Source organism: Flavobacterium faecale (genome assembly GCF_048320115.1).
GTDB lineage: Bacteria > Bacteroidota > Bacteroidia > Flavobacteriales > Flavobacteriaceae > Flavobacterium > Flavobacterium faecale_A.
Genome location: NZ_CP182943.1, coordinates 1,350,657 through 1,374,375, shown reverse-complemented (window position 1 = coordinate 1,374,375; position 23,719 = coordinate 1,350,657). Strand labels below are relative to the sequence as shown.

At 33.5% G+C, this 23,719-nt stretch carries 20 protein-coding genes; 3 read left to right on the top strand and 17 right to left on the bottom strand.

The window, feature by feature from the left end; genetic code table 11:
- Positions 1-102: 102 nt before the first annotated feature.
- The 3 genes from dut to ACNH59_RS05815 all read right to left on the bottom strand — a co-directional run bounded on the left by dut (position 103) and on the right by ACNH59_RS05815 (position 2,556).
- Complete coding sequence (gene dut, locus ACNH59_RS05825) at positions 103-537, bottom strand: dUTP diphosphatase (RefSeq protein WP_418264489.1); 435 nt, start codon at positions 535-537, stop codon at positions 103-105.
- Between the two features lie 36 nt (positions 538-573).
- The gene (locus ACNH59_RS05820; protein ID WP_418264488.1) at positions 574-2,040 is read right to left on the bottom strand and encodes a lipopolysaccharide biosynthesis protein; all 1,467 of its coding nucleotides are present in this window, start codon (positions 2,038-2,040) and stop codon (positions 574-576) included.
- 105 nt (positions 2,041-2,145) lie between these two features.
- A complete protein-coding gene (locus tag ACNH59_RS05815) occupies positions 2,146-2,556 on the bottom strand; it encodes a DUF547 domain-containing protein (protein ID WP_418264487.1) in 411 nt (136 codons plus the stop codon).
- A 209-nt stretch (positions 2,557-2,765) separates the two neighbouring features.
- Here ACNH59_RS05815 and ACNH59_RS05810 point away from each other — a divergent pair, with 209 nt between their 5' ends.
- On the top strand, positions 2,766-4,640 hold the full coding sequence (locus ACNH59_RS05810; protein WP_418264486.1) for an NHL repeat-containing protein: 1,875 nt from the start codon (positions 2,766-2,768) through the stop codon (positions 4,638-4,640).
- A gap of 54 nt (positions 4,641-4,694) precedes the next feature.
- On the opposite strand, the gene atpG is transcribed toward ACNH59_RS05810, so the two are convergent.
- From atpG to ACNH59_RS05760, 10 genes are all read right to left on the bottom strand, one after another.
- Entirely contained in the window at positions 4,695-5,555 is an 861-nt protein-coding gene (gene atpG, locus ACNH59_RS05805) for an ATP synthase F1 subunit gamma (RefSeq protein WP_418264485.1), read from the bottom strand.
- A gap of 81 nt (positions 5,556-5,636) precedes the next feature.
- Complete coding sequence (gene atpA / locus ACNH59_RS05800) at positions 5,637-7,214, bottom strand: F0F1 ATP synthase subunit alpha (RefSeq protein WP_418264484.1); 1,578 nt, start codon at positions 7,212-7,214, stop codon at positions 5,637-5,639.
- Between the two features lie 38 nt (positions 7,215-7,252).
- Positions 7,253-7,786, bottom strand: a complete 534-nt coding sequence (gene atpH / locus ACNH59_RS05795) for an ATP synthase F1 subunit delta (protein WP_418264483.1) — start codon at positions 7,784-7,786, stop codon at positions 7,253-7,255.
- A gap of 5 nt (positions 7,787-7,791) precedes the next feature.
- Positions 7,792-8,292 (bottom strand): F0F1 ATP synthase subunit B, encoded by a 501-nt coding sequence (locus ACNH59_RS05790; RefSeq protein ID WP_418264482.1) that lies wholly within the window; start codon positions 8,290-8,292, stop codon positions 7,792-7,794.
- Positions 8,293-8,383: 91 nt separating this feature from the next.
- Entirely contained in the window at positions 8,384-8,581 is a 198-nt protein-coding gene (atpE, locus tag ACNH59_RS05785; RefSeq protein WP_008465835.1) for an ATP synthase F0 subunit C, read from the bottom strand.
- A 53-nt stretch (positions 8,582-8,634) separates the two neighbouring features.
- Positions 8,635-9,795: a F0F1 ATP synthase subunit A gene (gene atpB / locus ACNH59_RS05780; RefSeq protein ID WP_418264481.1), complete on the bottom strand. Its 1,161-nt coding sequence runs from the start codon at positions 9,793-9,795 to the stop codon at positions 8,635-8,637.
- Positions 9,796-9,906: 111 nt separating this feature from the next.
- Positions 9,907-10,305 (bottom strand): hypothetical protein, encoded by a 399-nt coding sequence (locus ACNH59_RS05775; protein WP_418264480.1) that lies wholly within the window; start codon positions 10,303-10,305, stop codon positions 9,907-9,909.
- A 35-nt stretch (positions 10,306-10,340) separates the two neighbouring features.
- A complete protein-coding gene (locus ACNH59_RS05770; protein WP_418264479.1) occupies positions 10,341-10,568 on the bottom strand; it encodes an AtpZ/AtpI family protein in 228 nt (75 codons plus the stop codon).
- The gene (locus ACNH59_RS05765; RefSeq protein ID WP_418264478.1) at positions 10,534-10,941 is read right to left on the bottom strand and encodes a bactofilin family protein; all 408 of its coding nucleotides are present in this window, start codon (positions 10,939-10,941) and stop codon (positions 10,534-10,536) included. Before ACNH59_RS05765 ends, ACNH59_RS05770 begins: the two co-directional genes overlap by 35 nt.
- Before the next feature lies 1 nt (position 10,942).
- Complete coding sequence (locus ACNH59_RS05760) at positions 10,943-13,576, bottom strand: tetratricopeptide repeat protein (RefSeq protein WP_418264477.1); 2,634 nt, start codon at positions 13,574-13,576, stop codon at positions 10,943-10,945.
- Between the two features lie 246 nt (positions 13,577-13,822).
- Here ACNH59_RS05760 and ACNH59_RS05755 point away from each other — a divergent pair, with 246 nt between their 5' ends.
- Positions 13,823-14,875 (top strand): 2Fe-2S iron-sulfur cluster-binding protein, encoded by a 1,053-nt coding sequence (locus ACNH59_RS05755; RefSeq protein WP_418264476.1) that lies wholly within the window; start codon positions 13,823-13,825, stop codon positions 14,873-14,875.
- 265 nt (positions 14,876-15,140) lie between these two features.
- On the opposite strand, the gene dprA is transcribed toward ACNH59_RS05755, so the two are convergent.
- Positions 15,141-16,241, bottom strand: coding sequence for a DNA-processing protein DprA (gene dprA / locus ACNH59_RS05750; protein ID WP_418264876.1), 1,101 nt, complete (start codon positions 16,239-16,241; stop codon positions 15,141-15,143).
- A gap of 103 nt (positions 16,242-16,344) precedes the next feature.
- On the opposite strand from dprA, the gene ACNH59_RS05745 reads away from it, so the two are divergent.
- Entirely contained in the window at positions 16,345-17,292 is a 948-nt protein-coding gene (locus tag ACNH59_RS05745; RefSeq protein ID WP_418264475.1) for an SPOR domain-containing protein, read from the top strand.
- Between the two features lie 372 nt (positions 17,293-17,664).
- Here ACNH59_RS05745 and ACNH59_RS05740 read toward each other — a convergent pair whose 3' ends face one another.
- From ACNH59_RS05740 to ACNH59_RS05730, 3 genes are all read right to left on the bottom strand, one after another.
- Positions 17,665-20,145 carry a S8 family peptidase gene (locus tag ACNH59_RS05740; protein WP_418264474.1) on the bottom strand — a complete coding sequence of 827 codons (2,481 nt, stop codon included), beginning with the start codon at positions 20,143-20,145 and terminating at the stop codon, positions 17,665-17,667.
- 6 nt (positions 20,146-20,151) lie between these two features.
- Positions 20,152-21,105, bottom strand: coding sequence for an AAA family ATPase (locus ACNH59_RS05735; protein ID WP_418264473.1), 954 nt, complete (start codon positions 21,103-21,105; stop codon positions 20,152-20,154).
- A gap of 305 nt (positions 21,106-21,410) precedes the next feature.
- Positions 21,411-23,684, bottom strand: coding sequence for a helix-turn-helix domain-containing protein (locus tag ACNH59_RS05730; protein WP_418264472.1), 2,274 nt, complete (start codon positions 23,682-23,684; stop codon positions 21,411-21,413).
- Positions 23,685-23,719: the final 35 nt, after the last annotated feature.

Below are 23,719 nucleotides of genomic sequence, written 5' to 3'. Positions count from 1 at the left end.
CGGGAAAGGATGATATACAAAGTTCACAAAGGTTTTATTAATTAGTTTAATATATACATTGACTATTTTCGGACTGTTTACTCAATCTCTGAAAACTGAATACTATTTAACACCCGTACTTCCAAATCCTCCAGCGCCTCTAGAAGTCTCTGTTAATTCAGCTACTTCAAACCATTCGGCGCGTTCGTGTTTAGCAATAATTAGTTGGGCAATGCGTTCCCCGTTTTGAATTACAAAATCCTGATTGGATAAATTTACTAGAATTACCCCTATCTCACCACGGTAATCAGCATCAACAGTTCCAGGGCTGTTTAGTACCGTAATTCCGTTTTTAAAAGCTAAACCGCTTCTCGGTCGTACTTGTGCCTCATATCCTATCGGTAATTCGATAAAAAGGCCTGTTTTAACGATTGTTCGCTCTAAAGGCTGCAATGTTATTGGTTCGCTTAAATTAGCTCTTAAATCCATTCCTGCTGAAGCAATGGTTTCATAACTAGGCAAAGCATGTTGTGATTTATTAATAATGTTTATTTTCATTTTTATAAGTATTATATTTTTGAAAAAGAATGATGCTTATTCTTCTTTTCTATTGGCTATCCTTAATAAAGTTTCTTTTTCATTGTAATAAATGAAATACATGAATGCTACTAATAACGCAATTCCAACGAAATAATTCTCTCTAAATTTATAAAAAGAGACTATTGAAAATAGAATGGACACTCCTAGATAGCTTCCAATCTTTTTTAAATCGTATGGAATTGGGTAATATTTATTTCCCAAGAAATACGATATCGCCATCATACTCCCGTAAGCCGCTAAAGTAGCAATCGCTGAACCGTAATAACTCATTGTTGGAATTAATAAAAAATTCAACACCAATGTAATCAAAGCACCCGCAATTGAAATGTAAGCGCCAATGTAGGTTTTGTCAATTAATTTATACCAAACGGAAAGATTGGTATAAATACCCAAACAAAAGTTGGCCAAAATAATTAATGGCACCACCTTCATGGCTACCCAATACGAAGAATCACGTATCATTAAAAATTTGAATAAGTCGGCAAATACAATCACGCTTAGCAAGATAAAAGAGCCAAAGATGACAAAATACTTGGTTACAGTAGCATAGGTCTGTGGCGCATTTTTATCAGAAGCATGACTGAAAAAGAAAGGTTCAATTCCCAATGTATAAGCAGTACGGTACAGCACCATAAATAGCCCCAATTTATAACAAGCAGAATACACCCCTACTTCGGCTTCAGCAATCCTTGAAGGCAGTAATTTTGCTAATAAAATTTTATCAAATTGTTCGTTAATGGCAAATGCTATTCCAGCGACCATAATAGGCAGACCATAACGAAGCATTTTTTTCCAAAGCGAAAAATTAAATTTCCATTTTAGAAAAACATAATCAGGAGACAAGACTACGAAGGTTAGTAAGCTAGCGATGATATTGGCCAAGAAAATGTATCCTATTTCAAAATTATCTATGAATAGTGAACTCACAAACCCCTCTGGACTTTCTTTTACTAAAATGGGGAAATACAATAAAAAAAGAACACTTAGTATCAAATTGATTAAAACGTTCCCAATTTTTATCGTAGCATAGACCATGGGTTTTTGTAAAGCACGTAATTTTGAAAAAGGAATGATAACCAAAGCATCAAGTGCTAAAATCCATATTGTATAGGTAATATATTGACCGTCTATTCCAGACCAATCTGCCAGTGTTGTTCTAAATAGTAAGGCTATAAACAAAAACAAAATGGTGGTCCAAAAAATAGAAATCATCGAAGTCTCTACCACGGATTGTTTATCTTCCTCATTATTGTAAAACCTAAAGAAAGCGGTTTCCATTCCATAAGCTAAAATGACATTAAAAAATATCATCCAAGCAAAAATGATGGATACCTTTCCGTACTCAGCCTTTGGAAGTAAATTAGTATAAAGTGGTACCAACAAAAAGCTAAACATCCTTGGCAATACAGTAGCCAATCCATAAATAGCGGTTTGCTTAAAAAGTTTTTTATATAATCCCAAAATGGTTATTTCTATTAATTTGAAACAAAAATAACCATTTCTTTGGTTTAATCATTCAAGTAAAAGAGATTCATGTTCTAACTTTTTAAACCTGAAGACAAAAAATTAAATCCCGTACTTGTCTAATTGAGATATTATGGATTGATCGCTATTTTGCAAAGACAACTTTTTTATAAATGGAGAATCAAAATAATTAGCAATGCCCCAGTAATTTTTTAAACCTTTTTTTTTTAAAATACGGAATTCTATATCATTCAAAGAAATGCGATTATAACCTATTTTGATTCTTTTTACGTCAAAAGTACTTTTATTAATTTGGGATTCCGTTTTCAGTAAATGCAAATAGGCATTGTAAATGTTAATCCAAAACTGTTGTTTTAATTCATCGTTACTCAAATAACCACAAAGTTTATTTGCTCTAACGTAAAAAAGTTCACGTCTTAACTCTTTGGTGTCTTTACCCGTTTTCACGTACTGCAAAAGCTGCTCTGAGAGCTCTAAAGGATAGTTTTTCATGGTATTTTTGGAAAAATTTGGTCGAATTTACAAAAAAACAATGCCATAAATCTAATTTGACAACAAAAACGTTAATTTATTTAACATCTATCAATATATGCTACTTTATACTTACAAAAAACAAAAAAGAAGCTAATAACGTAAGCTTCTAAAATCTAATTAAAAGAAATTTGTATAGATTTAATATCGAATTTAAAATAGTCACTTTTATGCCAAAAAAAATCATTACATCATTAACAGTTTTGACCCTACTGGGTTGCTCCTCTACTAAACCAGACAATTTAAAGCCAAAAAAAGAACCAAATAAAACTGCAAATATCACTGTTTATAGTGGTGTTTTAAGAACAAACGACACCTGCTTTGACTGGGCATCAAGTGCTGTCAGAAGTGGAAATAAAATTTTGGTAGCGGACACTGAAAATAATCTAATCAGAAAAATAGAAAACAATAAAATCACTACTTATGTAGGTAACGGAATAAAAGAAAATAAAGATGGACAAGGTGTCAATGCTTCATTGAACCGACCAGAAAACATAGTGATTGATTCGAAAAAAAACCTGTACGTTTCTGTAAATTACAACCAGATTTACCAAATTGACAGTTTAGGAAATGCGGAATTATTTTCAGGAAGACGTTACAGAGGCTCAATAGATGGTATTGCTGGTCAAGATGGTGAAATTCATCTTGTTTCCTATAGGTTTATTAGCGGGCTTGCCATAACACCTAATAACGAAATATTTGTTGCTGATAAAAATAGCATTAGAAAAATAGATTTAAAAGGAACCGTAACAACTATTGCAGGTAATCAGGATCAAGGTGACGAAATAGGAAAAGCAGAAGATGCTAGATTTCATCAAATTTCTGACATAGCCTTAAACAAACTACAAGAATTGTACATCGTTGACCAAGTCAATAGAAAGGTCAAAAAGCTTAGTCAGGATGGCACTGTTTCAACATTTATTCCAAAAGGAATTATAAAATGGCCCGCTTCCATAACGGTTAACAGTAAAGGAATAGTAATAGTTTTTGATAGTGAGGTCAAACAACTTTTAGAATTTGACCAACAAGGGAAATTACTTAAAACAATCAAAGATCAATTGTTGATTTCTCAAGATTTTAGTTTTCAAGTTAAGTTGAAAACAGATGAGAAGGATAACATTATTCTAACCTCAAAAGACTTCGTAAACTGTATTGATAAAAATTCTAAAATAACGCAATATGGTTTAAAAAATGGAACCTCAAGAAATGGTGACATCAAAACCGCTAGTTATAAATTACCTTTTGATGGAGTTTTTGATAAAAATGGTAATTTATTTGTCCTCGACAAAGGAAATAATTTAATTCGAAAAATTTCAAAAGAAGGTTTGGTAACTACCTTTTGTGGCAACGGAAGTTATGGTAAAACAGTAGGAAAACCACATTTTACCAGTTTTGAATACCCTGAATCGATTGCTATTGATAATGCTAACAATCTATATGTAATCAATGGGGATTGGAAAGACGTTAAGATAATAAAAATCGATACAAACGGACATTCATCCATTTTCATAAATCCAAAACAAAAAAGAATTGATTATGAAAGATTACAAGATCTTGCAATTGATTCAAAAAACAACTTATACATTACTGATAGTAAAAAAAACACAATACACAAATTTGACGCACAAGGCAATAAAATTGAACTTGATATCCCGATAACCTTCAATGAGCTTGCAGGAATTACAATCGATAATGAAGACAATTTGTTCCTGTGTGACTCACGAAATAACCGAATTGTAAAAGTTTTTGGGAACAACAAAGCGCAAATAATCACAACAAACAACGGAATTACATTAAACGAACCGGAAAATATTACGATAGATAAATATGGTAATCTATACGTAACGGATCACAATAGGACGCGTATTATTAAGATAGATAAAAATTTAAACTCCTCAATATTCGTACATGAATACACAATTGGACAGAATAAAGACAATAATTTTAGTGAGTATAATAACAGCTTAAAAATAAAAGCATTTGAAGATGCGATTTATGTGTTTGACAAATATGATAATCGAATCTTAAAACTACAATCATTTTAGACAAAAAAAGCCTCGCAAATTGCGAGGCTTTACTATTTATATTTCAATATAATATTATCCATTCAAAGCTTCAGCTCCACCAACAATCTCAAGGATTTCATTAGTGATAGCTGCTTGACGTGCTTTGTTATATGTTAATTTCAATTGATTTCTCAACTCTGTTGCATTATCAGTTGCTTTGTGCATTGCAGTCATACGAGCTCCATGTTCAGAAGCAAATGAATCTCTAATTCCTTTGTATAATTGTGTTTTCAAAGACTTAGGTATCAAAGTCAACACAATTTCCTCTTTAGAAGGTTCAAAAATATAATCTGAAGGCGTAACATTCAAATCAGATTTAACTGGCGCTAAAGGCAAAAATTGTTCTGTTTGAACGATCTGAGTAGCGGCATTCTTAAACTGATTGTAAATCAATTCAATTTTGTCATACTCACCTGCTAAAAATTTCTCAGTTAATGCCTCAGCTATGGTTGCTACATTGTCAAAACTTAAATCATCAAAAATTTCGCTTTTATTCTCGACAACTGAATTGGTTTTACTTAAAACATCATTTCCTTTTTTACCAATAGCAAAAAAATCAACTTGCTTTCCTGCATAGAATTCAGCACGGTTTTTAGCTTCTTTTATAACATTCGTATTAAAAGCACCACACAAACCTCTGTTTGAAGTAATCACAACAACTAGTACTTTCTTTACTTCACGCTGTGTCGTAAACTCTTCTCCGGCACCTCCATCTAGAGTAGCAGAAAGATTTTGTAATAATTCCGTTAGTTTTTCGGCATAAGGGCGCATAGCTGTGATTGCATCTTGTGCTTTCTTTAGCTTAGCTGCAGAAACCATTTTCATCGCTGATGTGATTTGCATCGTAGATGAAACGGAAGTAATTCTATTACGGATTTCCTTTAAATTTGCCATTTATATGCTGTTTGTTGTTTTTAGTTTTTAGTTTATTGTTGGGAGAACCACAAACAATAAACTAAAAACAGTAAACTTAAATTAGTTATATTTTGCTGAAACTTCTTTTGCAACAGTTTCGATTACATCTGTAATTTCGTCTGTTAATTTACCTGCTTTTAAAGCATCAAGAGTAGCTCTGTGTTTGTTGTTCAAGAAAGACAAGAAATCTTTTTCGAATTCTTTAACTTTATCAACAGGAACATTTTTCAACAAGTTTTTAGAACCTGCGTAGATAATTGCTACTTGGTCTTCAACAGTATAAGGATCATTCAAACCTTGTTTCAAGATTTCAACGTTTCTTTTTCCTTTTTCAATTACGTTCAAAGTAACTGCATCAAGATCAGAACCAAACTTAGCAAACGCCTCCAATTCACGGAATTGTGCTTGATCTAATTTTAATGTACCTGATACTTTCTTCATTGATTTAATTTGAGCGTTACCACCCACACGAGATACAGAGATACCTACGTTAATGGCTGGACGAACTCCTGAGTTAAACAAATCTCCATCAAGGAAAATTTGACCATCAGTAATCGAGATTACGTTTGTTGGGATATAAGCAGAAACGTCACCAGCTTGAGTTTCGATAATTGGTAAAGCAGTCAATGAACCACCACCTTTAACGATACCTTTCAATGAATCTGGTAAGTCGTTCATGTTTTTAGCAATACCATCATCAGCAATTACTTTACAAGCACGCTCTAATAAACGAGAGTGTAAGAAGAAAACGTCACCAGGGTAAGCCTCACGTCCTGGAGGTCTTCTTAATAAAAGAGACACCTCACGGTAAGCTACCGCTTGCTTAGATAAATCATCATAAACAATCAATGCTGGACGACCTGAATCTCTAAAATACTCACCAATTGCAGCACCTGCGAAAGGAGCATAAACTTGCATTGGAGCTGGATCAGATGCGTTTGCAGCAACGATTACAGTATAAGCCATTGCACCTTTTTCTTCTAACATTTTAGCAATACCTGCTACTGTAGAAGCTTTTTGTCCAATTGCTACATAGATACAGAAAACTGGTTTTCCTGCGTCATAAAATTCTTTTTGATTTAAGATAGTATCGATACAAACAGTTGATTTACCTGTTTGACGGTCACCAATAACTAGCTCACGTTGTCCACGACCAACTGGGATCATAGCATCTACTGCTTTTACTCCTGTTTGTAATGGCTCAGTAACTGGCTGACGGAAGATAACTCCAGGAGCTTTTCTTTCTAATGGCATTTCGAATAATTCACCACCAATTGGTCCTTTTCCATCGATAGGAAAACCAAGAGTGTTTACTACACGTCCTACCATTTGCTCACCCACTTTAAGAGAAGCGATACGTTGTGTTCTTTTAGCGATAGAACCCTCTTTGATACCTGTTGATGGTCCTAAAAGTACCACCCCTACGTTATCTTCTTCAAGATTCAATACAATAGCCTCAAGACCATTTTCAAATTCAACTAACTCACCATATTGAACATTAGAAAGCCCGTAAATACGAGCAATACCATCTCCAACTTGAAGTACGGTTCCTACTTCTTCTAGCGTAGCGCCAGATTCAAAACCTTCTACTTGCTTTCTTAATATTGCTGAAATTTCAGCAGGTTTGATTTCCGCCATCTTAATTTATAATTTAGACACTTAAATGTGCAATAAAACTAGTTACTTAATTCTCTACTTAATACTTGTAATCTGTTAGCAACCGAAGCATTATACTGTTGGTCACCTATTCTTAAAATAAAACCTCCAATGATAGAAGGGTCTACATTACTTTCAATTGTAATTTTCTTATCAGAAAGTGTTGCAATCTTAGCCAAAACCTTAGCTTCAAGAGCTGCATCCATTGGGAAAGCTGTAGTAACTTTTGCTAATTCAATTCCCATACTCTCATCAAACAACTTACTGTATCCTTGCGCTATAACACCAAGAATTTCAAATCTTTTGTTTTCAAATAACAAACGGAACAAACCTTTAGTTACTCCATTAATATCTCCAAAAACTTCTAAAAGGGCCGATTCTTTAACTTCAACAGTAACTGTTGGGTTTTGAATGAAAGCACTCAATTCCGCATTACCATTAACAGTTGTAGCGATCGTTTGCATATCCTTATTCACAACATCGGCAATACCTATGGAATTTGCTAAGTCTAAAATTGCTTTTGCATAACGAATTGCTGCTCTTGTACTTGCCATAATGATTAGTTTATCTTTACATCACCTAACATTTTCTCAACCAATTTAGTTTGAGCTTCTTTGTTAGATAATTCGTCTTTCAATAATTTCTCAGCGATATTCAATGATAAAGTTGAAACTTGCAATTTCAATTCTGCCATAGCCGCATTTTTTTCGCTTTCGATAGCTGCTTTCGCTTGCTCAATCATTTTTTGACCTTGCACTTGTGCCTCGTTCTTAGCATCAGCTACCATTTTCTCTTTCATTTCACGAGCATCTTTAAACATGTTGTCACGCTCAACTCTCGCTTCTTGTAAAATACGTTGGTTATCAGCTTGTAAATTTTGCATTTCATTTCTAGCATTTTCAGCTGAAAGTAAAGCATCTTTAATCCCTTCTTCTCTATCTGTAATAGATTGCATGATAGGCTTCCAAGCAAATTTTACTAATAAAACAATTAATATTAATAAGATAATTGCTTGCCAAAAGAATAAACCGAATGAAAAATCATTAATTAACTTCTCCATTATATATAACTTTTAATAAAATTAAATTTCTTTTTTAAAATATAACAACACCTTTAACCAACCGTTAAAGATGTTGTTATGGTCTTCTTTATTATTTTCCTAAGATTAAAGCAGCAAATGCTAAACCTTCTAATAAAGCCGCGATGATAATCATCGCAGTTTGAATTTTACCTGCAGCTTCTGGTTGACGAGCGATAGCGTCCATTGCAGATCCACCGATTTTACCTAATCCTAAACCTGCACCGATTACTACTAAACCTGCACCTACTAAAGTTGGAATTGTTCCCATAAAGTATATATATATATAAAATTAAACTTCAAAAATTAAAAAAATTGTCCCTATTAATGCGCTGCATGTTCTTCATGATGATGGTCTTGAACCGCCATACCGATAAACAAAGAAGACAACATTGTAAAGATAAAGGCTTGCAAAAATGCAACTAAAACTTCGATTACTGAAATAAACAATGTTAAACCTAAAGAGATTGGCAAATCTGCTGCTAAATTCTTACCTACAAATATCATCGCAATCAAACTCATGATAACTACGTGACCAGCAGTAATATTAGCGTACAAACGAATCAATAAAGCGAAAGGTTTTGTTAATGTTCCTAATAACTCAATTGGAGCTAAAATGATTTTCATTGGTACTGGAACTCCTGGCATCCAAAAGATGTGTCCCCAGTATTCTTTGTTTGCACTAAACTGTGTAATAATGAAAGTAAATAATGCCAAACAAATTGTGATTGCAATATTCCCTGTTACGTTGATTCCTAGAGGAGTCATTCCTAATAAGTTTAACAACCATACAAAGAAGAATACAGTCAATAGGTAACCCATAAATTTTCTGTATTTTTTCTCTCCAATATTTGGAATCGCAATCTCGTCTCTGATAAAGATAATTAGTGGCTCTAAAACTCTACCAAAACCAGTAGGAATTGGGCCTTTTTTGTATGACTTCGCTAATCCTGTAAACATTAAGAACAACAATACTGAAACTACTAGCATTGAAACTACGTTCTTTGTAATAGAAAAATCTAAAGGTTGTTCGTTAGTTGGGTGATGGTGCTCATCATAATTGATAGTCCCCTCAGCATCGGTTTTGTAGATTTTACCGTGCACTAACTTATAGTAATTGCCATCAACAGCAGCAACCTGCTCTCCATGGTGAAATTCTGAAGAAGAAAAGATTTTTAATCCTCCATCTAAAAGGATAATTGGTAATGAAAAACCATAATGTTTATTCTCTTTTTCATCTGAAAAGAAAACAAAATCATGTGAATCTTGCAAGTGATGATCAATAAAAGCATTGATTTTTTCTTTAGGATCTTGAGCCGCATGACCCAATTCTTCATGATTTTCACTAGTAGCGACAGTAGCTTCATGAACAACCTGAGTTTGAACATGAGTAGAGTCAATTTCTGAGTTTGCAAAACTCATTACAGGAAGAAAAGCTATAAAAGCCCCTAGGACAAGTTTGAGTGGTTTGTTTGAAATCACCATATTGTTAAAATCTTATTTTTTTACGTTTCTAAAATTTGGTGCAAAGGTACATTTTTTATTAATACTCAAAAGAATATCAAAAAAATATTTTTAAATTTTTCACAATCAGATTTAATTTTGTTGCTTTTCGTTTAATATTCTTATAGTTATGTAGACGTCTATTATCAAAAACAAAATGAATGTCATAAAAAAACTCATTTTTTCTAACACTAAATTTTCATCTATTTTCACCAAGATTGGCTTCAATATTACATAAGAAACAATCATTTTTATTGATGAAGCCAACAAAAAACTCATACCAACTTGTTCATAACTTTTCTTTTTGACAATTATTAAGGTTATTAAAACCGCTAAAGACAAACCAAAAAAGAGCGCATACAAAAACCCCAAAGAATAATAAAAAGTACTTGTGTCAAATTCTAATAACGCAAAGGCAAAATAATGAATAACAAACAAGCTAACTGAAAAAACAGCCAGCAACAAAAAAGAAAAATAGTTATTTGAAAACATATAAAAAGGGGTAATTCTTTGGAATAATATCTAATTTATTTTTCCTTATTAATTTGACTGACTTGCCTAATTACATTATACATTGCAATTGCGGCACCTATAAGAACTAGAATTTGACTATAATATACTTTATCACTAGGGTGGTTTTCGTCCAACCAGTCACCGGCATAAGAGAATAAAAATATAATTGTTCCCATTTGAACGGGAATATTAATAAGTGCAATCCACTTACTCGATTTGTTTTTTTGGGGTTTCTTTTCCATCGGTAAGTAATAGTTTTTTGTTGTCTTTCATGATACAAGAGGCACTGAATTCAGCTCCTGGTTCTACAGATAGTTTCCCAACGGTTACCTCTCCATGAATCGATGCCTTGGATTTTACATTCAAAATTTCGGCTACTTGAATTTTTCCGTTAAAACTTCCTTCAATATCTGCATTCTTACAAATGATATCTCCAGTAACACTGCCAGAGGGTCCAATTACGAGCTTTCCGGTAGATTGAAAATTCCCAATGAGTTCTCCATCCAATCTGAAATCAGCCTGAGAAATGATATCGCCATTGATAACCGTTCCTTCAACAATTCGATTGGTTTTCCCTAAAAGGTCTGTATACGATTTTGATTTTTTGTCAAACATATTATTGTTTTTTTGAAGCTAGATAATCGTCCAAATTCTTTTTGATTTGAACTATTTTGTAATTTTCATTGGACAAAACAATGGCAGGTTCTTCAATTTTATAGTTTTGATTGTCTTTTAAAATCGTGCTAACACTTTTAGCATATTCTTCTGATTGTGCTCCTTGAATGACTAAAAAACGATCTTTTTCTTTATAATCTTCCCAACGATAACCTAGTTGTTGAATGTTTTCATTAGCGATAAACTTTTTCACCTTTGCTTCAATTGATTTTAATTTACTATCGTCAGTTTTAGAAACTTTAAAAAGTATGTTCCAATTTTTGGAATCGTTTGTTTTAAAGTTCATATTTTCCAAAACCGGAATTTGTGTATTGATAATTTCCATGGATTTTTTCCCTTCCTCTGTGTTGGGATAATTATCTGCTACATATTGTATAGCATTTTTATAAGCTGCTAATCCTTTTAATTTTCCAATAGCATTCGCTCTTAAAAATTCCATTTTGGATACAATTTCGTCACCTGCATACTGATTTATCAATACGTCTGTTTTTTCTAACACAGCCTCAAATTTTTCTTCATTAAACAAAGTATAAATCTGATCGTAACTATTTTCCGCCGAATCAACGACTCCTGCATCCAGTTTAGAATTACTAATAATCTGTGCATATCTCGAATTTGGAAATTGAGTCAAAATCGCGTTTTTTACTTCATTTGCCTTAGCACTATTGGTAATCTGGTAGATTTTATACAAATTATACAATGTAGGTAATACTAATTTCTCCTCAGGATTTTGTCGCAATAACTGCTCTAATTTGGTTGTTGCCAATTGATATTCTTTGAATTTTTCCTTATAAATAACACCTAACTGGTAGTAGGCAAAATTGCGTTCTTTATAAATACTGTCTACCTCTTTTTTATCAGTAGGCAATTGATTCAAATAAAAATCAGTAGTATATTCCGCTATGATTTCCTCTTCTTGTTTTTTATTATTTTGTTCGGCTACTACTTCATTTTCATCAGCTTCTAGCGAAACATCTTGACCATTTGTTACTCCAGATCCTGACATTCTCCAATTTCCATTAGCGGAACGGTTTCCCCAAGTACTTTTAAATTTTATTTTTCCAAAAGAAACTAATGACGGATTATAGAAATAAAAAACTGTTGTATTTTGATTCATTCCACCAATAGAAGGAGGTAAAGCGGCCATCTTAGGCCTTGGCATCCCAGAATTTTGATCAGAGATTGCATTATCTGCTACGTTAGATTTGTTATTATTCTCAATGTTTTTCTGAATTTGCAATTGCTTTTCGGCAAGGACTCTTTTTTCCTCATCCTCTTTTTTCAGCTCAGTGATGTATTCTTCAAAATAAGTCACGCGCTCAGATTTGGACATCGACAAAACATCGATAATACTATCGTTTCTAACAGCTATACCTTCATAAAGAATTACATCGTCGAGATCTTTTCGAACTTTGCTAATGTGAATGAATTCCCTGTTTTTGTCACTTAACTTGGTCAATGTACTATCATAATATTTCGCTGCCAAAGGATATTCAGCTTTTCTAAAGTACATATTGGCGATGTTTCTATAATTAGACGCTAATAAATATTGATCTGATTTCGATTTTTTAATAGAAGTATTGTAATACTGTAACGCCTTTTTTGTGTTGTCTTGTTTGTCATAAAAAAGACCCACTTGATGGTTTAACACATCCAAAAAGGGACGATTTTCTCTGTCTTTTAAAAGTTTATCAAAGGTTTTTAAAAACACCAACGTATCTCCGTTTTGAAAATCGAACAATTGTGCTTTTTTAGCCTGTGCATGTATCACATATTTTCTTTCCGCTTTACGGTTCATAGCAATCACAGACTCATAACTTTCAATCGCTTTTTTAGGACTATTTAATTCTTCATACAATTGTCCCAATATAAAGCGATAGCGTGCTCTTTGTTGATTATTTGTTGTGAATTTTTCCGCCAATATTAATCTCGTTACGGCGCTATCTTTTTCTTCTAAATTTAAATAGGCTTCAGACAATAAAGCATTGGCGTCTGAACGTATTTGTTTTTGAAGATTACCACCTCCCAGAAGTCGTTTGATATTGTTGATAACTAAGCCGTCATTTCCTAAACGCATATTGGTCTTTTCACGCCATACTTTTGCTTCATAAATCTTACTACTATTAGGATATTTGTACAAAATATAATTGAAAGCATCCAAGGCAGGGATAAATCGTTGATCAAAATACCTGGCTTTTCCTAGTAACAAATAAGCTTCATCGGTTTGATAATTGCGTTCTATGCCCTCAATGTTCATGGAATGTTTTTGAATTGCTTTAGTCGCTTTTTTTTCTGCTAACTCAAAATCAGCGTTTTTTGGTTTACTTGCGCCCACTAAATCCTCATTGAATTGCATTTTTTCAATAGGCAAAAGTTTCCAAAAATTATCTTTATCATTATCTTGAATACCGGCTAGGCCTTTGTCTAAACCAATTTCTCCATTATACAGAATATTGTATTTGGTACTTAAAGCATGTGAGTTTCTTGATAAAAAATTATCTCTTTTTGTTGAACAAGCGCCCAATAGAATGAAAAGTCCTAACGTAAGTGAAGCATGAGCTATTTTGGTTTTCAATTGAATGTATTTTTTATCTGTTAACTTTTAAAATACTTATATAGTATAATTGACTGGTAAAAATACGTTTCTTTTTGAAATATAGAAATTTAAAGTCCGAAAAACAGTTTCAAAAATCTATTTATCAGCATTTTCAAAATTATCAATAACTAATATTTGACACTATTTATTAGTATATTACAAAAAATAATCTGCTTAATAGGTACAATTTATCAAGGTTTCCTACTTTTGTAAAAAATTTAATCTATGCCTTCATTTTTAAAATTAATTATAAAAGAAGTAAAACGTGAAACAGCTAATGCAGTTTCTATTCTTTTTAATGTGCCTGAAGAGTTAAAATCAGATTATAGTTTCCTAGCGGGACAATACCTGAATTTGAAATTAACCCTTGACGGAAAAGAAATCCGTAGAGCGTATTCTATTTGTTCTTCACCAGAAAGTGGTGAATTGCGTATTGCAGTGAAAGCAGTAAAAGACGGTGTTTTTTCTCAATTTGCAAACAACCAATTAAAAGCTGGTGATGTGATTGAAGTAGGAGAACCAGAAGGGAAATTTACTTTTGAACCTGTTGCCGACAAACAAAGTAATTATATCGCTTTTGCTTCAGGAAGTGGCATCACGCCTGTAATCTCGATAATTAAATCTGTTTTGAAAAGCGAACCAAAAAGTTCGTTTGTTCTCGTTTACGGAAATAAATCACCTGAGGAAACTATTTTTCACCAAGAGCTGCATGATTTACACCTGCAATATGTCAATCGTTTTTTTGTGGATTATGTGTATAGCCAAGTGCAAGTTGAGCATGCTCAATATGGTCGTATTGACAAAGCTATTGTTAATTTTGCATTGAATAACAAACACAAAGAAATTGATTTTGACAAGTTTTACTTGTGTGGCCCTGAAGAAATGATCAATACCGTTTCGACAGTTTTAAAAGAGAAAAACGTTAAAGATTCGGCTATACTTTTCGAACTTTTTACGGCTTCTTCTCAAGAACTTGAAATCAAGGAATCCCTAGAAGGACATTCTAAAATCACTATAATGGTGGATGATGATGAAACTTCTTTTGAAATGTCGCAAAAACAAACCATTCTTGAAGCGGCTTTGAAAAAAGGAATCGATGCTCCTTATTCTTGTCAAGGCGGAATTTGCAGTAGTTGTCTAGCTAGAGTGACTTCAGGAACTGCTGAAATGAAGAAAAACTCTATTTTGACTGACAAAGAAATTGCCGAAGGATTGATTTTAACTTGTCAAGCACACCCTACTTCAGATTCGATTTATATCGATTATGATGATGTTTAATGAGGTTCTGAGACACTGAGATTCTAAGATTTTGAAGGCGTTTCTATTGTCAGGCTGTTCCGAAACTTCGGGAGTCGAAGCCCTTTTTAATTAAAAACGTCATAAGAACCAACTAATCCTAATCTTTAGAATATATACACTATTTAGATTTGACAACTTTCAAAAGGTTGTCAAATTTTTTTTTATAGCATTCACAAATAACCGCTTCGCTATATTATTCTGCTCACAAAAAAATCTTAGCTCCTTTCCGCCTTTGCAGTTAAACTTAAATCGCCTCAAATAATTTACCCGGAAGTGGTCGAATCACCCCTTTGAGTTCCATATTGAGTAACAATCCTGATATTCGATAGATCGGAAAATCGCAATGCAAGGCAATAATATCCATTAATTCTTTACCGGTTTTCAGTAAATAATCATAGACTTTTTGCTCGTCTGGTTCTAACTCTACAAACAATTGTTTTTGTACGGGTTTTACTTCTTGTTGGATATCCCAATTCAGATTGTATATCAAATCAGCTGCCGAAGTAAGCACATTTGCTTTTTGTGTTTTGATCAAATTGTTACAACCTTGACTGTACTTATCGGTTACACGACCAGGAACGGCAAACACATCCCGATTGTAATCATTGGCTATATTAGCAGTAATCAATGAACCGCCTCGATCTGCAGATTCAATCACAATAGTTGCCTCAGTCATTCCAGCCACAATGCGATTGCGGCGTACAAAATTCTCCTTGTCGGGATTAGTAGTACTCCAAAACTCGGTCAAAAAACCACCGTTCTCCTCCATTTTGGCCACGTATTTTTTATGTGGTTTTGGGTAAATTTGGTTCAGTCCATGAGCCACAACACCTATGGTTTGCAAATCATTTTCCATAGCCAACTGATGGGCTACAATATCCACTCCGTATGCAAATCCACTGACGATAATCGGATTTAAGGGAACCAAATCTTCAATTAATTTTTTACAAAATTCGGTTCCATAAGACGTAATTTGACGCGTACCTACAATGCTAATCAACTTTCGATTTTTCCAATCCATATTTCCAGAGCCAAATACTAAAACTGGACCATCAATACAATGTTTCAAGCGTTCGGGATAATTTTCGTCCTGAAAAAAATAGGTTTTGATTTTATTCGATTCAATAAACTGAAGTTCCTTTGTTGCTTTATCAAAAACTGATTTGTCCTTGAGATTTTTCAACAACACGGTACCTACTCCATCGATAGATGCCAATTGTTGCGCCTTTAATTTGAAAACTTCCTCGGCAGATCCAAAGTGTGAAAGTAGTTTTTTGGCCATAATATCGCCCACTCCCTCTACTCTTTGTAAGGCTAATAGATAAAATAAATCTTGTTCTGTCATGCTAATGAATTGTGACTGAAAAGTATAAAATTTTTGTGGCATTTGTTAATAAAAATTGTGAATAAAATTTTGATAACTATTTTCATTGTATAACTTTGTAAATATGAATATCGAACATTACATCACACAGCTTTTATACCGTTACCAATGCGTTACCGTACCTGGTTTTGGTGCTTTTTTGACAGAAATTCAATCAGCTCAATGGGTGGAAGCGACTCATTCGTTTTTTCCTCCAAAGAAATTGGTCTCTTTTAATGCCAACATTAAAACTAATGATGGTTTATTAGCCAATCATATTGCTAATGCTGAAAAAACATCTTATAGTTATGCTGTAAGTGCTATTCAACATGCGGTGATGAACTGGAAAAAAACATTGGAACAAAACCAAACCCTTTCCTTGAAAGAGATTGGAGATATTCATTTGAATGCTGAGAACAACCTTGTTTTCAAACCTACAGAACAAAACAATTACATGACCAGTTCTTTTGGATTGAGTTCGTTCATTTCTCCAGCGATCAAAAGAGCCATTGATAGCCAAACTGAAACCTTTGAAGAAAAAGAAGTTATCGCATTCGTACCTGAAACTTCTAACGGACGTTCTTACTTGAAATACGCTGCTGTTTTTGTGTTAGGATTAGGATTAGCAGGATCTATCGGCTATCCGTTATACCAAAATGAAATGGCAAACCAACAAACTCTTGTTGAGAAAGCCGTTCAAAAACAAGTAGAAACTAAAATTCAAGAAGCTACTTTTTTTATCAAAAACCCATTGCCAGCTGTAACACTTTCAATCAAAGAAAATAAAACAGAAGCTGTTACGATGTCTTATCACGTGATGGCAGGTGCTTTTAGAGATGAAAACAATGCCAACAAAATTTTAAAACGTTTGTTAAAAGCAGGTTTTGAAGCTAAAAGAATTCCTCTAAATAAAAGTGGTTTGTATCCGGTAATTTATGGCAGTTACAAAACTTTTGCCGAAGCTGAAAAAGCCAAAAAAGAAATCAACGATCAAGACAATCCAGATGCTTGGATTTTGATTGAATCTTTATAAAATAATCCGCTTTGCGGTAATACAAAAAACCTCCAAAAAGCTGGTAGCTTGTTGGAGGTTTTTTTTGCTGTTTTAAAGCCTTTTTCAACAAAAATAAGGCTAGACTTCTGAGATTGTTTTACGTGTAAAAAACGCTTGTTTAATGCTTTTTAAAAGGTATACGCTGCTGTGAGTTGAAAACTTCATTTAAGAACTTAACTAAACCCTCATCTTCCATCCTCCACTTCCGCAAACTTGTCATTCTGCGAAGGAAGACTCGAGTGAAAGCGAACAGGCGAAGCAATCTTGGTTTGTATTTGAAGTACTGCATTTGCTAATCTTTATACAAAAAATTCTCACATCTCCTTTTTATAAAATTTAAGCTTGCTTTTTTTAAATAACAATTGAATTTTCAAATGCAACTTGAGTAGCGATTGGAGTGTAAATATCTGTAGTGTTTTCCGGAGTTTCAATTGATACAATTAGGGAATATCTCAATTGAGAATCATATTTTTTCTGCTTTTTCAATAATTTCCACCAACCAGATGCTAATGGAAATATTGCTAATTTATTGCAAGCTGCAATTTCAGCAGCAGAACCGTTCCAAAAATTACTATGAATAGAACCTTTAAAAACAGTCTCAGCACCCAGAAACCATCTTTTTTCTTGGTTTTTATCATAATCTCCTTCTTCTAATTTTCCACCCTTTTCTTCCTTAAGATTATCAATATTTATTTTATTAGTTCTTATTTTAAAATTATCAAAATCTTCTGTTGGATTAATCAATAAAAACTTTAAAGCACAAGATTGATAAGCATATTTTGATGAATATCCTTTATCCCCTGGATTTGGCTCAATGTAGTATGATAGCGTGACTCTTAATGTAACATTAGCATCTCCAAGATTTGCTAAAATATCGGTAGGCCAAGGAAACTCATAGTAGTGTATCTCATTAGTTTTTACAGTACCATCGAATTTATACGGTTGTATTACCTCTTCTGAAATAAATGTTAAGTAATTTGATTTACACTCTATGGCTTTTTCTAAATTTGGAATTCCATACCCAATAATCCTTAGTAGTCTTTGCTTATCTCCAACTTTTTTTAAATCTATTTTAAATTGATCAATCATTTCAGAGTTCCATGATGCTGAATGAATCATTAATGCTCTAAGAGTTTCAGACCAAGCATTTGGATAAGCATCTCTTAATTTCGCTAAAAAATTTGATGCAAATGCAGTTGCTGCACTAGTTGCATTAAATCTAGCAAATGCATTTATAGCCGTATTTGAAGATGTTGTTAAAATATCTAAATCTTCATGATAATCAATACTACCATTTTCTAGTTTTTTTAAATTTCCACCTTCAAAAACAACTTCTGGCTTTATTGGCCATGGATTTTCCCAAGAACTCGATGTTCTACTATAGGGCGATAATTCAAATTTATTAGCAACTGTATTTGTTTCGGGTAAAATTTTATTAGTAAATGCACCAATCGTTATAGCATTCCATGCTTGCGCAGGACTCTCTACAGAAAGATTTTTATTGCTTTCAGGATATGATTTCCAATCATCTTCCTCTCTTACATTACCAGCACTAATTACAAAAATCTTTTTATCATTAATATCCTCACCAAAAATTATTTTATCTAGAAAAGCTGACCAAGTGGAAGGTTTACCAAAATCATTTTGGTTTTTACCAGTTACTGCCATGCAGAATATTCTATTATAGTCAACATTACTTATAATAGCAGTATTGACAGCGTTTTGAGTAATAAAATGACATTTATTTAGTTCGTTTTCTACACCATCAGGAGGAAGAATTTTAATTGATTCTAATCTATATCTAATTACTAATGGCGAGTTGTTTTCTAATATAGAATTTAAACTACCGTACAGAGCAATTCCTGCCATTGCTGTACCGTGCCCACTATGTCCAGAATCATTTTTACCCCAATTTATATCAACAGTAAGACGGTCGTTATCAAATAATGCATCTTTCAATAATTGATGACCATTATTTATGCCAGAATCTAATATGGATATATAATTATTTGAATGATTAAATGTGATATTACTTCTGGCTGATTCAATCCAATTTTCACGACTAACAACTGTTTGGTCTAACCAAAAACTATTTAATTCTTCTGCTCGACGTATTTCAGCTATCCATCCAAAAGAGGATATAAGTTCTACTAATTGCTTATAATTTAATTTCACATTAACGATAATTCTTTCTGGAAATATTGTTAATTCATGAGAGAATTGGATGTTAAAAAAGTCGCAAATACTACTTAATGTTTTTAACTTATTATTTCTTTCTGATTCTTCAATAGCTAGCCATAATTCACACCAAACTGTATCTTCTTTTGGCATGTATTTATTTGAGCCACTCCAAATATATTCTATAGCTGTTCTCTGGATTTGCTCTATTTTTTCAACTAATTTTTGACTAACAGGAAGACCCGTTTTATTATCTTCATTAATATACTTTTGTATTTTCCCTATTAACTTTTCTTTTTTATTGTCAGGAATAAAAACAGTAGCTATTTGCAGTTTGTCATCTTGAATGCTTTTAACATTTAACAATTTTGCTCCATCAGAACTCAAAGAGCTTAATTCTAATAATTGCTTTTCGGCGCTAAAAAATGTAATATATTCTCCATCTTTAACAGGTAAACCATTTTTCGATCTTTGATTAACTTCTTGATTATGAATATCCCATATCTGATTTAAAGAGGAAAACAAAAAATTCCCGTGAATTTCGCGATCTCTTTGCGGTAATATAGTTTTAATAGGCGGTCCTGGAGGAGTAGTGTACTCTTGTGAAGAGTGAACATTTTTCACAAAAAGATGTGGCTTAAAATTGTCGCTCATACATGATTAAATCAAATGGCTAGTTTTTCTATCTTTCATCATTTGAACTAACAATTTTTGGGTCACTAAATTTTTATCAGTCAAAATAATTTCTTTTAATGCATCATTACAAGCATTCGTTATTTCTGCATGACTTAATCCATTTGCAGCATCAACTGCTGTTTTAAGAGAGAAGTCTCCAAGGAATTTATGTAATTTGAGTTTTATTAGATCTCCAATTTCTTCTTTGTTTGGTAAAGAATATGTAATAATATCATCAAATCGTCTGAATAAAGCTGAATCTAATATTTTGATATTATTTGTAGCTCCAAAAATTATACTTTCTGATGAATCTTGTTCTATGAATTGCAGGAATGAATTTAATACTCTTCGCATTTCACCAACTTCATTATCCCTTCCTCTTTCTGCACCAATAGCATCAAACTCATCAAATAAATAAACTCCTCTATTTGAAACCATCATATCAAAAATTTGTCTCAATTTAGAAGCTGTTTCACCCATGTATTTGGTCATTAATTTATCCATCATAACAACGTATAATGGTAATTTTAATTCCCCTGATATTGCAGAAGTTGTAGCTGTTTTTCCTGTTCCTGGAAGACCTGATAATAAAACTTTTCTGCGATTTTGTAACCCGTGCTTTAAAATCTTATCACGCTGTTTATACTCTAGTATTATTCTATTTAATTTAATTGAAACTTCATTAGAAAGTATTAGTTCATTTAATCTGTTTTCAGGATAATAAACAAGAACTAAATCGCTTAAATCGGGATTTATTTTAATTACTTTAAAACCATCCGTCTTTGACCTATCAACTAAATCTTTAATCTCTTTTGCAATAGACATATGTCCTTGCCTCGCTTCATGTGCTGCTACTTGAAGAGCAATAGAAGTGAATCTCTCATTATCATTTTTGTAATGAGATTGCAATAAAGACTTTAATTGTTCTGCTGTAGCCATATCGCAAAAGTAATGAAAAAAGAGATTTAATAATCATTTTAAAGCTACTTTAGAGAATACTACATTGGATAAAAATTGAAGTTTATCCAACCTAATAGAACAACTCACTATTATAAACTTTAATATTATCATAACTAAATATCCCTTTGTAGCCCCGATAGCAATGAAAATCCTCTTGTATGGCGATAGCCAATACAAGAGATTGTAACGAATAGCGGGACAACTGTGATTATGAAAACCAATCGTTCTGCTCCTAAAAACCCTTAGTCTCTCAGATTCTTTGCCACTCAGCCCCTCCAAAAAAACTAATTCAAACTTGCCTTGAACATCCTGAGTTCTTCCCAGCTGAATTTATCGCCATATTTTTCTTTTAGTGGCGAAACGGATTCTTCCATGTAACCATGGAAAGCTTCGGTTAATTCTTGAATTTTATCTTCGGGCAAAACATCATTGATTGTAATGGTTTTAGCATGGATTAACTTAGTCAAATGACTTAAAATGGTTTCCTGTGTGAGTTTCCTAATGGATGCAATTTCCTTAATTGTATTTTTTTGTAGCCACAAGTCGTAGGTTTCTTGAACGGTGGATTTTTTAGGTTCTTTCTTGTTGGTTTTTTTCTTCGAAGTATAGCGGTTGGCATCTGCTTCGTCTTCAATTAAAGTCACATGAGTTTCCTTGAATTGGTTTTGGATGGCGTTAGTTTTTCGAGACAAATAATTCTTGATATCGGGCGATGTTAGTTTTTCTTTTGAAATACTTTCACCGGCCACTACGGTTTCGATCAGCAACTTGGCTTTCATCAATCGCAACACCGATTTGGACTGCAAATCTTCCAAAACTTTAAGTTCTTCGTATCTGGTTTTGGCTTTTTGCAAACGCTTTACTTCTTCGATTTTCCAAAGGATTTCAAACACCAACTCGTCTAATGCAGGCAAGAAATAATTGAAAGCCGCTTCGATACGCTGTGAAACATGTACTAAATCGACGGTTTCTTTGGCGAAAATTTTGTTGAGTTGCACGATGAACTTTTGAGCAGCCACATACAGCTCGTCCATCTTTAGAAAATAGTTGTTGGCCCAAACCGCATGTGCTGATTTGGCTGGAGATTCGGGATCTTCGTTGTAACTGTATTTGTGTGTACGCCATTCTTGTGCTAATTCTTGCCAATCAAAACTGTTTATCAAATAGTTATGGATAAAATTCTTGGTTTCAAAATGTAGGGAATTTTTCAAAAGCTCATCCGTGGCCTTATTTTGGGCGTATTCCATGACTTCTTCGTCGTTCGAAATTCCGTTCATACGCAGCGGAGAAAGCAAAATAAGCCCTTCTAAGGAACGCAAACGCGATAATGCCACATAAGCTTGTCCGGGCATAAAAACTTGCGAAACATCGACCGCAGCTTTATCAAAGGTAAGTCCTTGGCTTTTGTGTACGGTAATCGCCCAGGCCAACTTGAGTGGATATTGTACAAATGTCCCCAAAATCTCTTCTTCAATTTCCTTAGTGAGCGGATCTACGGTGTAGCGAATATTCTGCCATTCGTACTTATCGACTTCAATAGTTTTGTCTTCTTCTGGAAAATGCACACGAACTTCCTTAGGTGAAAGCGATGTTACAATTCCCATTTTTCCATTAAAATAATGCTTCTCTGCAGACAAATCATTCTTGACAAACATCACCTGTGCTCCTACTTTGAGGGCCAGTTCTTTTTCGAGCGGATACATTTTCTCCGGAAAATCATCAGTGATTTCCGGCTTGTAGGTTACTACTTTTCCTTCCAAATCCTCCAAAGCTTGGGCATTCATTCGATCCGCTTTGGCATTGTGAGTAGTGAGGGTAATGTAACCTTTGTTGGCTTTTAAATCAAAATTAGGTTGTACGTATTGGTTCAAGGCTTGCACATCGGCAGCTGTAATGGTATTATTACGCAAATTGTTGAGTACAGCAATAAACTGATCATCGCTTTGACGAAAAATTTTGGACAATTCGATATACAAGGGCGGACTTTGTTGCACGGCATGAGAATGGAAAAAAAATTTCCCACGGTAATACTGTCGCAACGTACTCCACTCCTCGTCTCGAATCACTGGTGGAAGCTGTAATAAATCTCCTATATACAAAACTTGAACACCACCAAAAGGCATGGATTTTTTACGAACGGTTTGCATCATAAAATCAATGGCGTCCAGTAAATCGGCGCGCAACATGCTGACTTCATCAATGACAAGCAGTTCCATGTTTTGAATTACAGCTTTCTTGGTACCACTCATTTTAAAATGGCGACGCAAAGTGTCTTTAGACTCAAACTTCACGCGTTCGTTAAACTTAGAATCCACATTAAACGCCGGAATAAATCCTCCAAAAGGCAATTGAAACATCGAGTGAATCGTTACACCACCAGCGTTAAGTGCTGCAATTCCAGTGGGCGCAACCACCACCGTATTCTTGTGGGTGGTTTCAATAATTTGACGTAAAAGTGTTGTTTTTCCTGTACCAGCCTTTCCTGTAAGGAAAATAGAACGCTGGGTTTGATTGATAAATTGCAAAGTGTATTTTGCGGCTTCGGTTAGGGTTTGCATGGCGTATAATATAAAAATTGAAATAGTAAATTTAG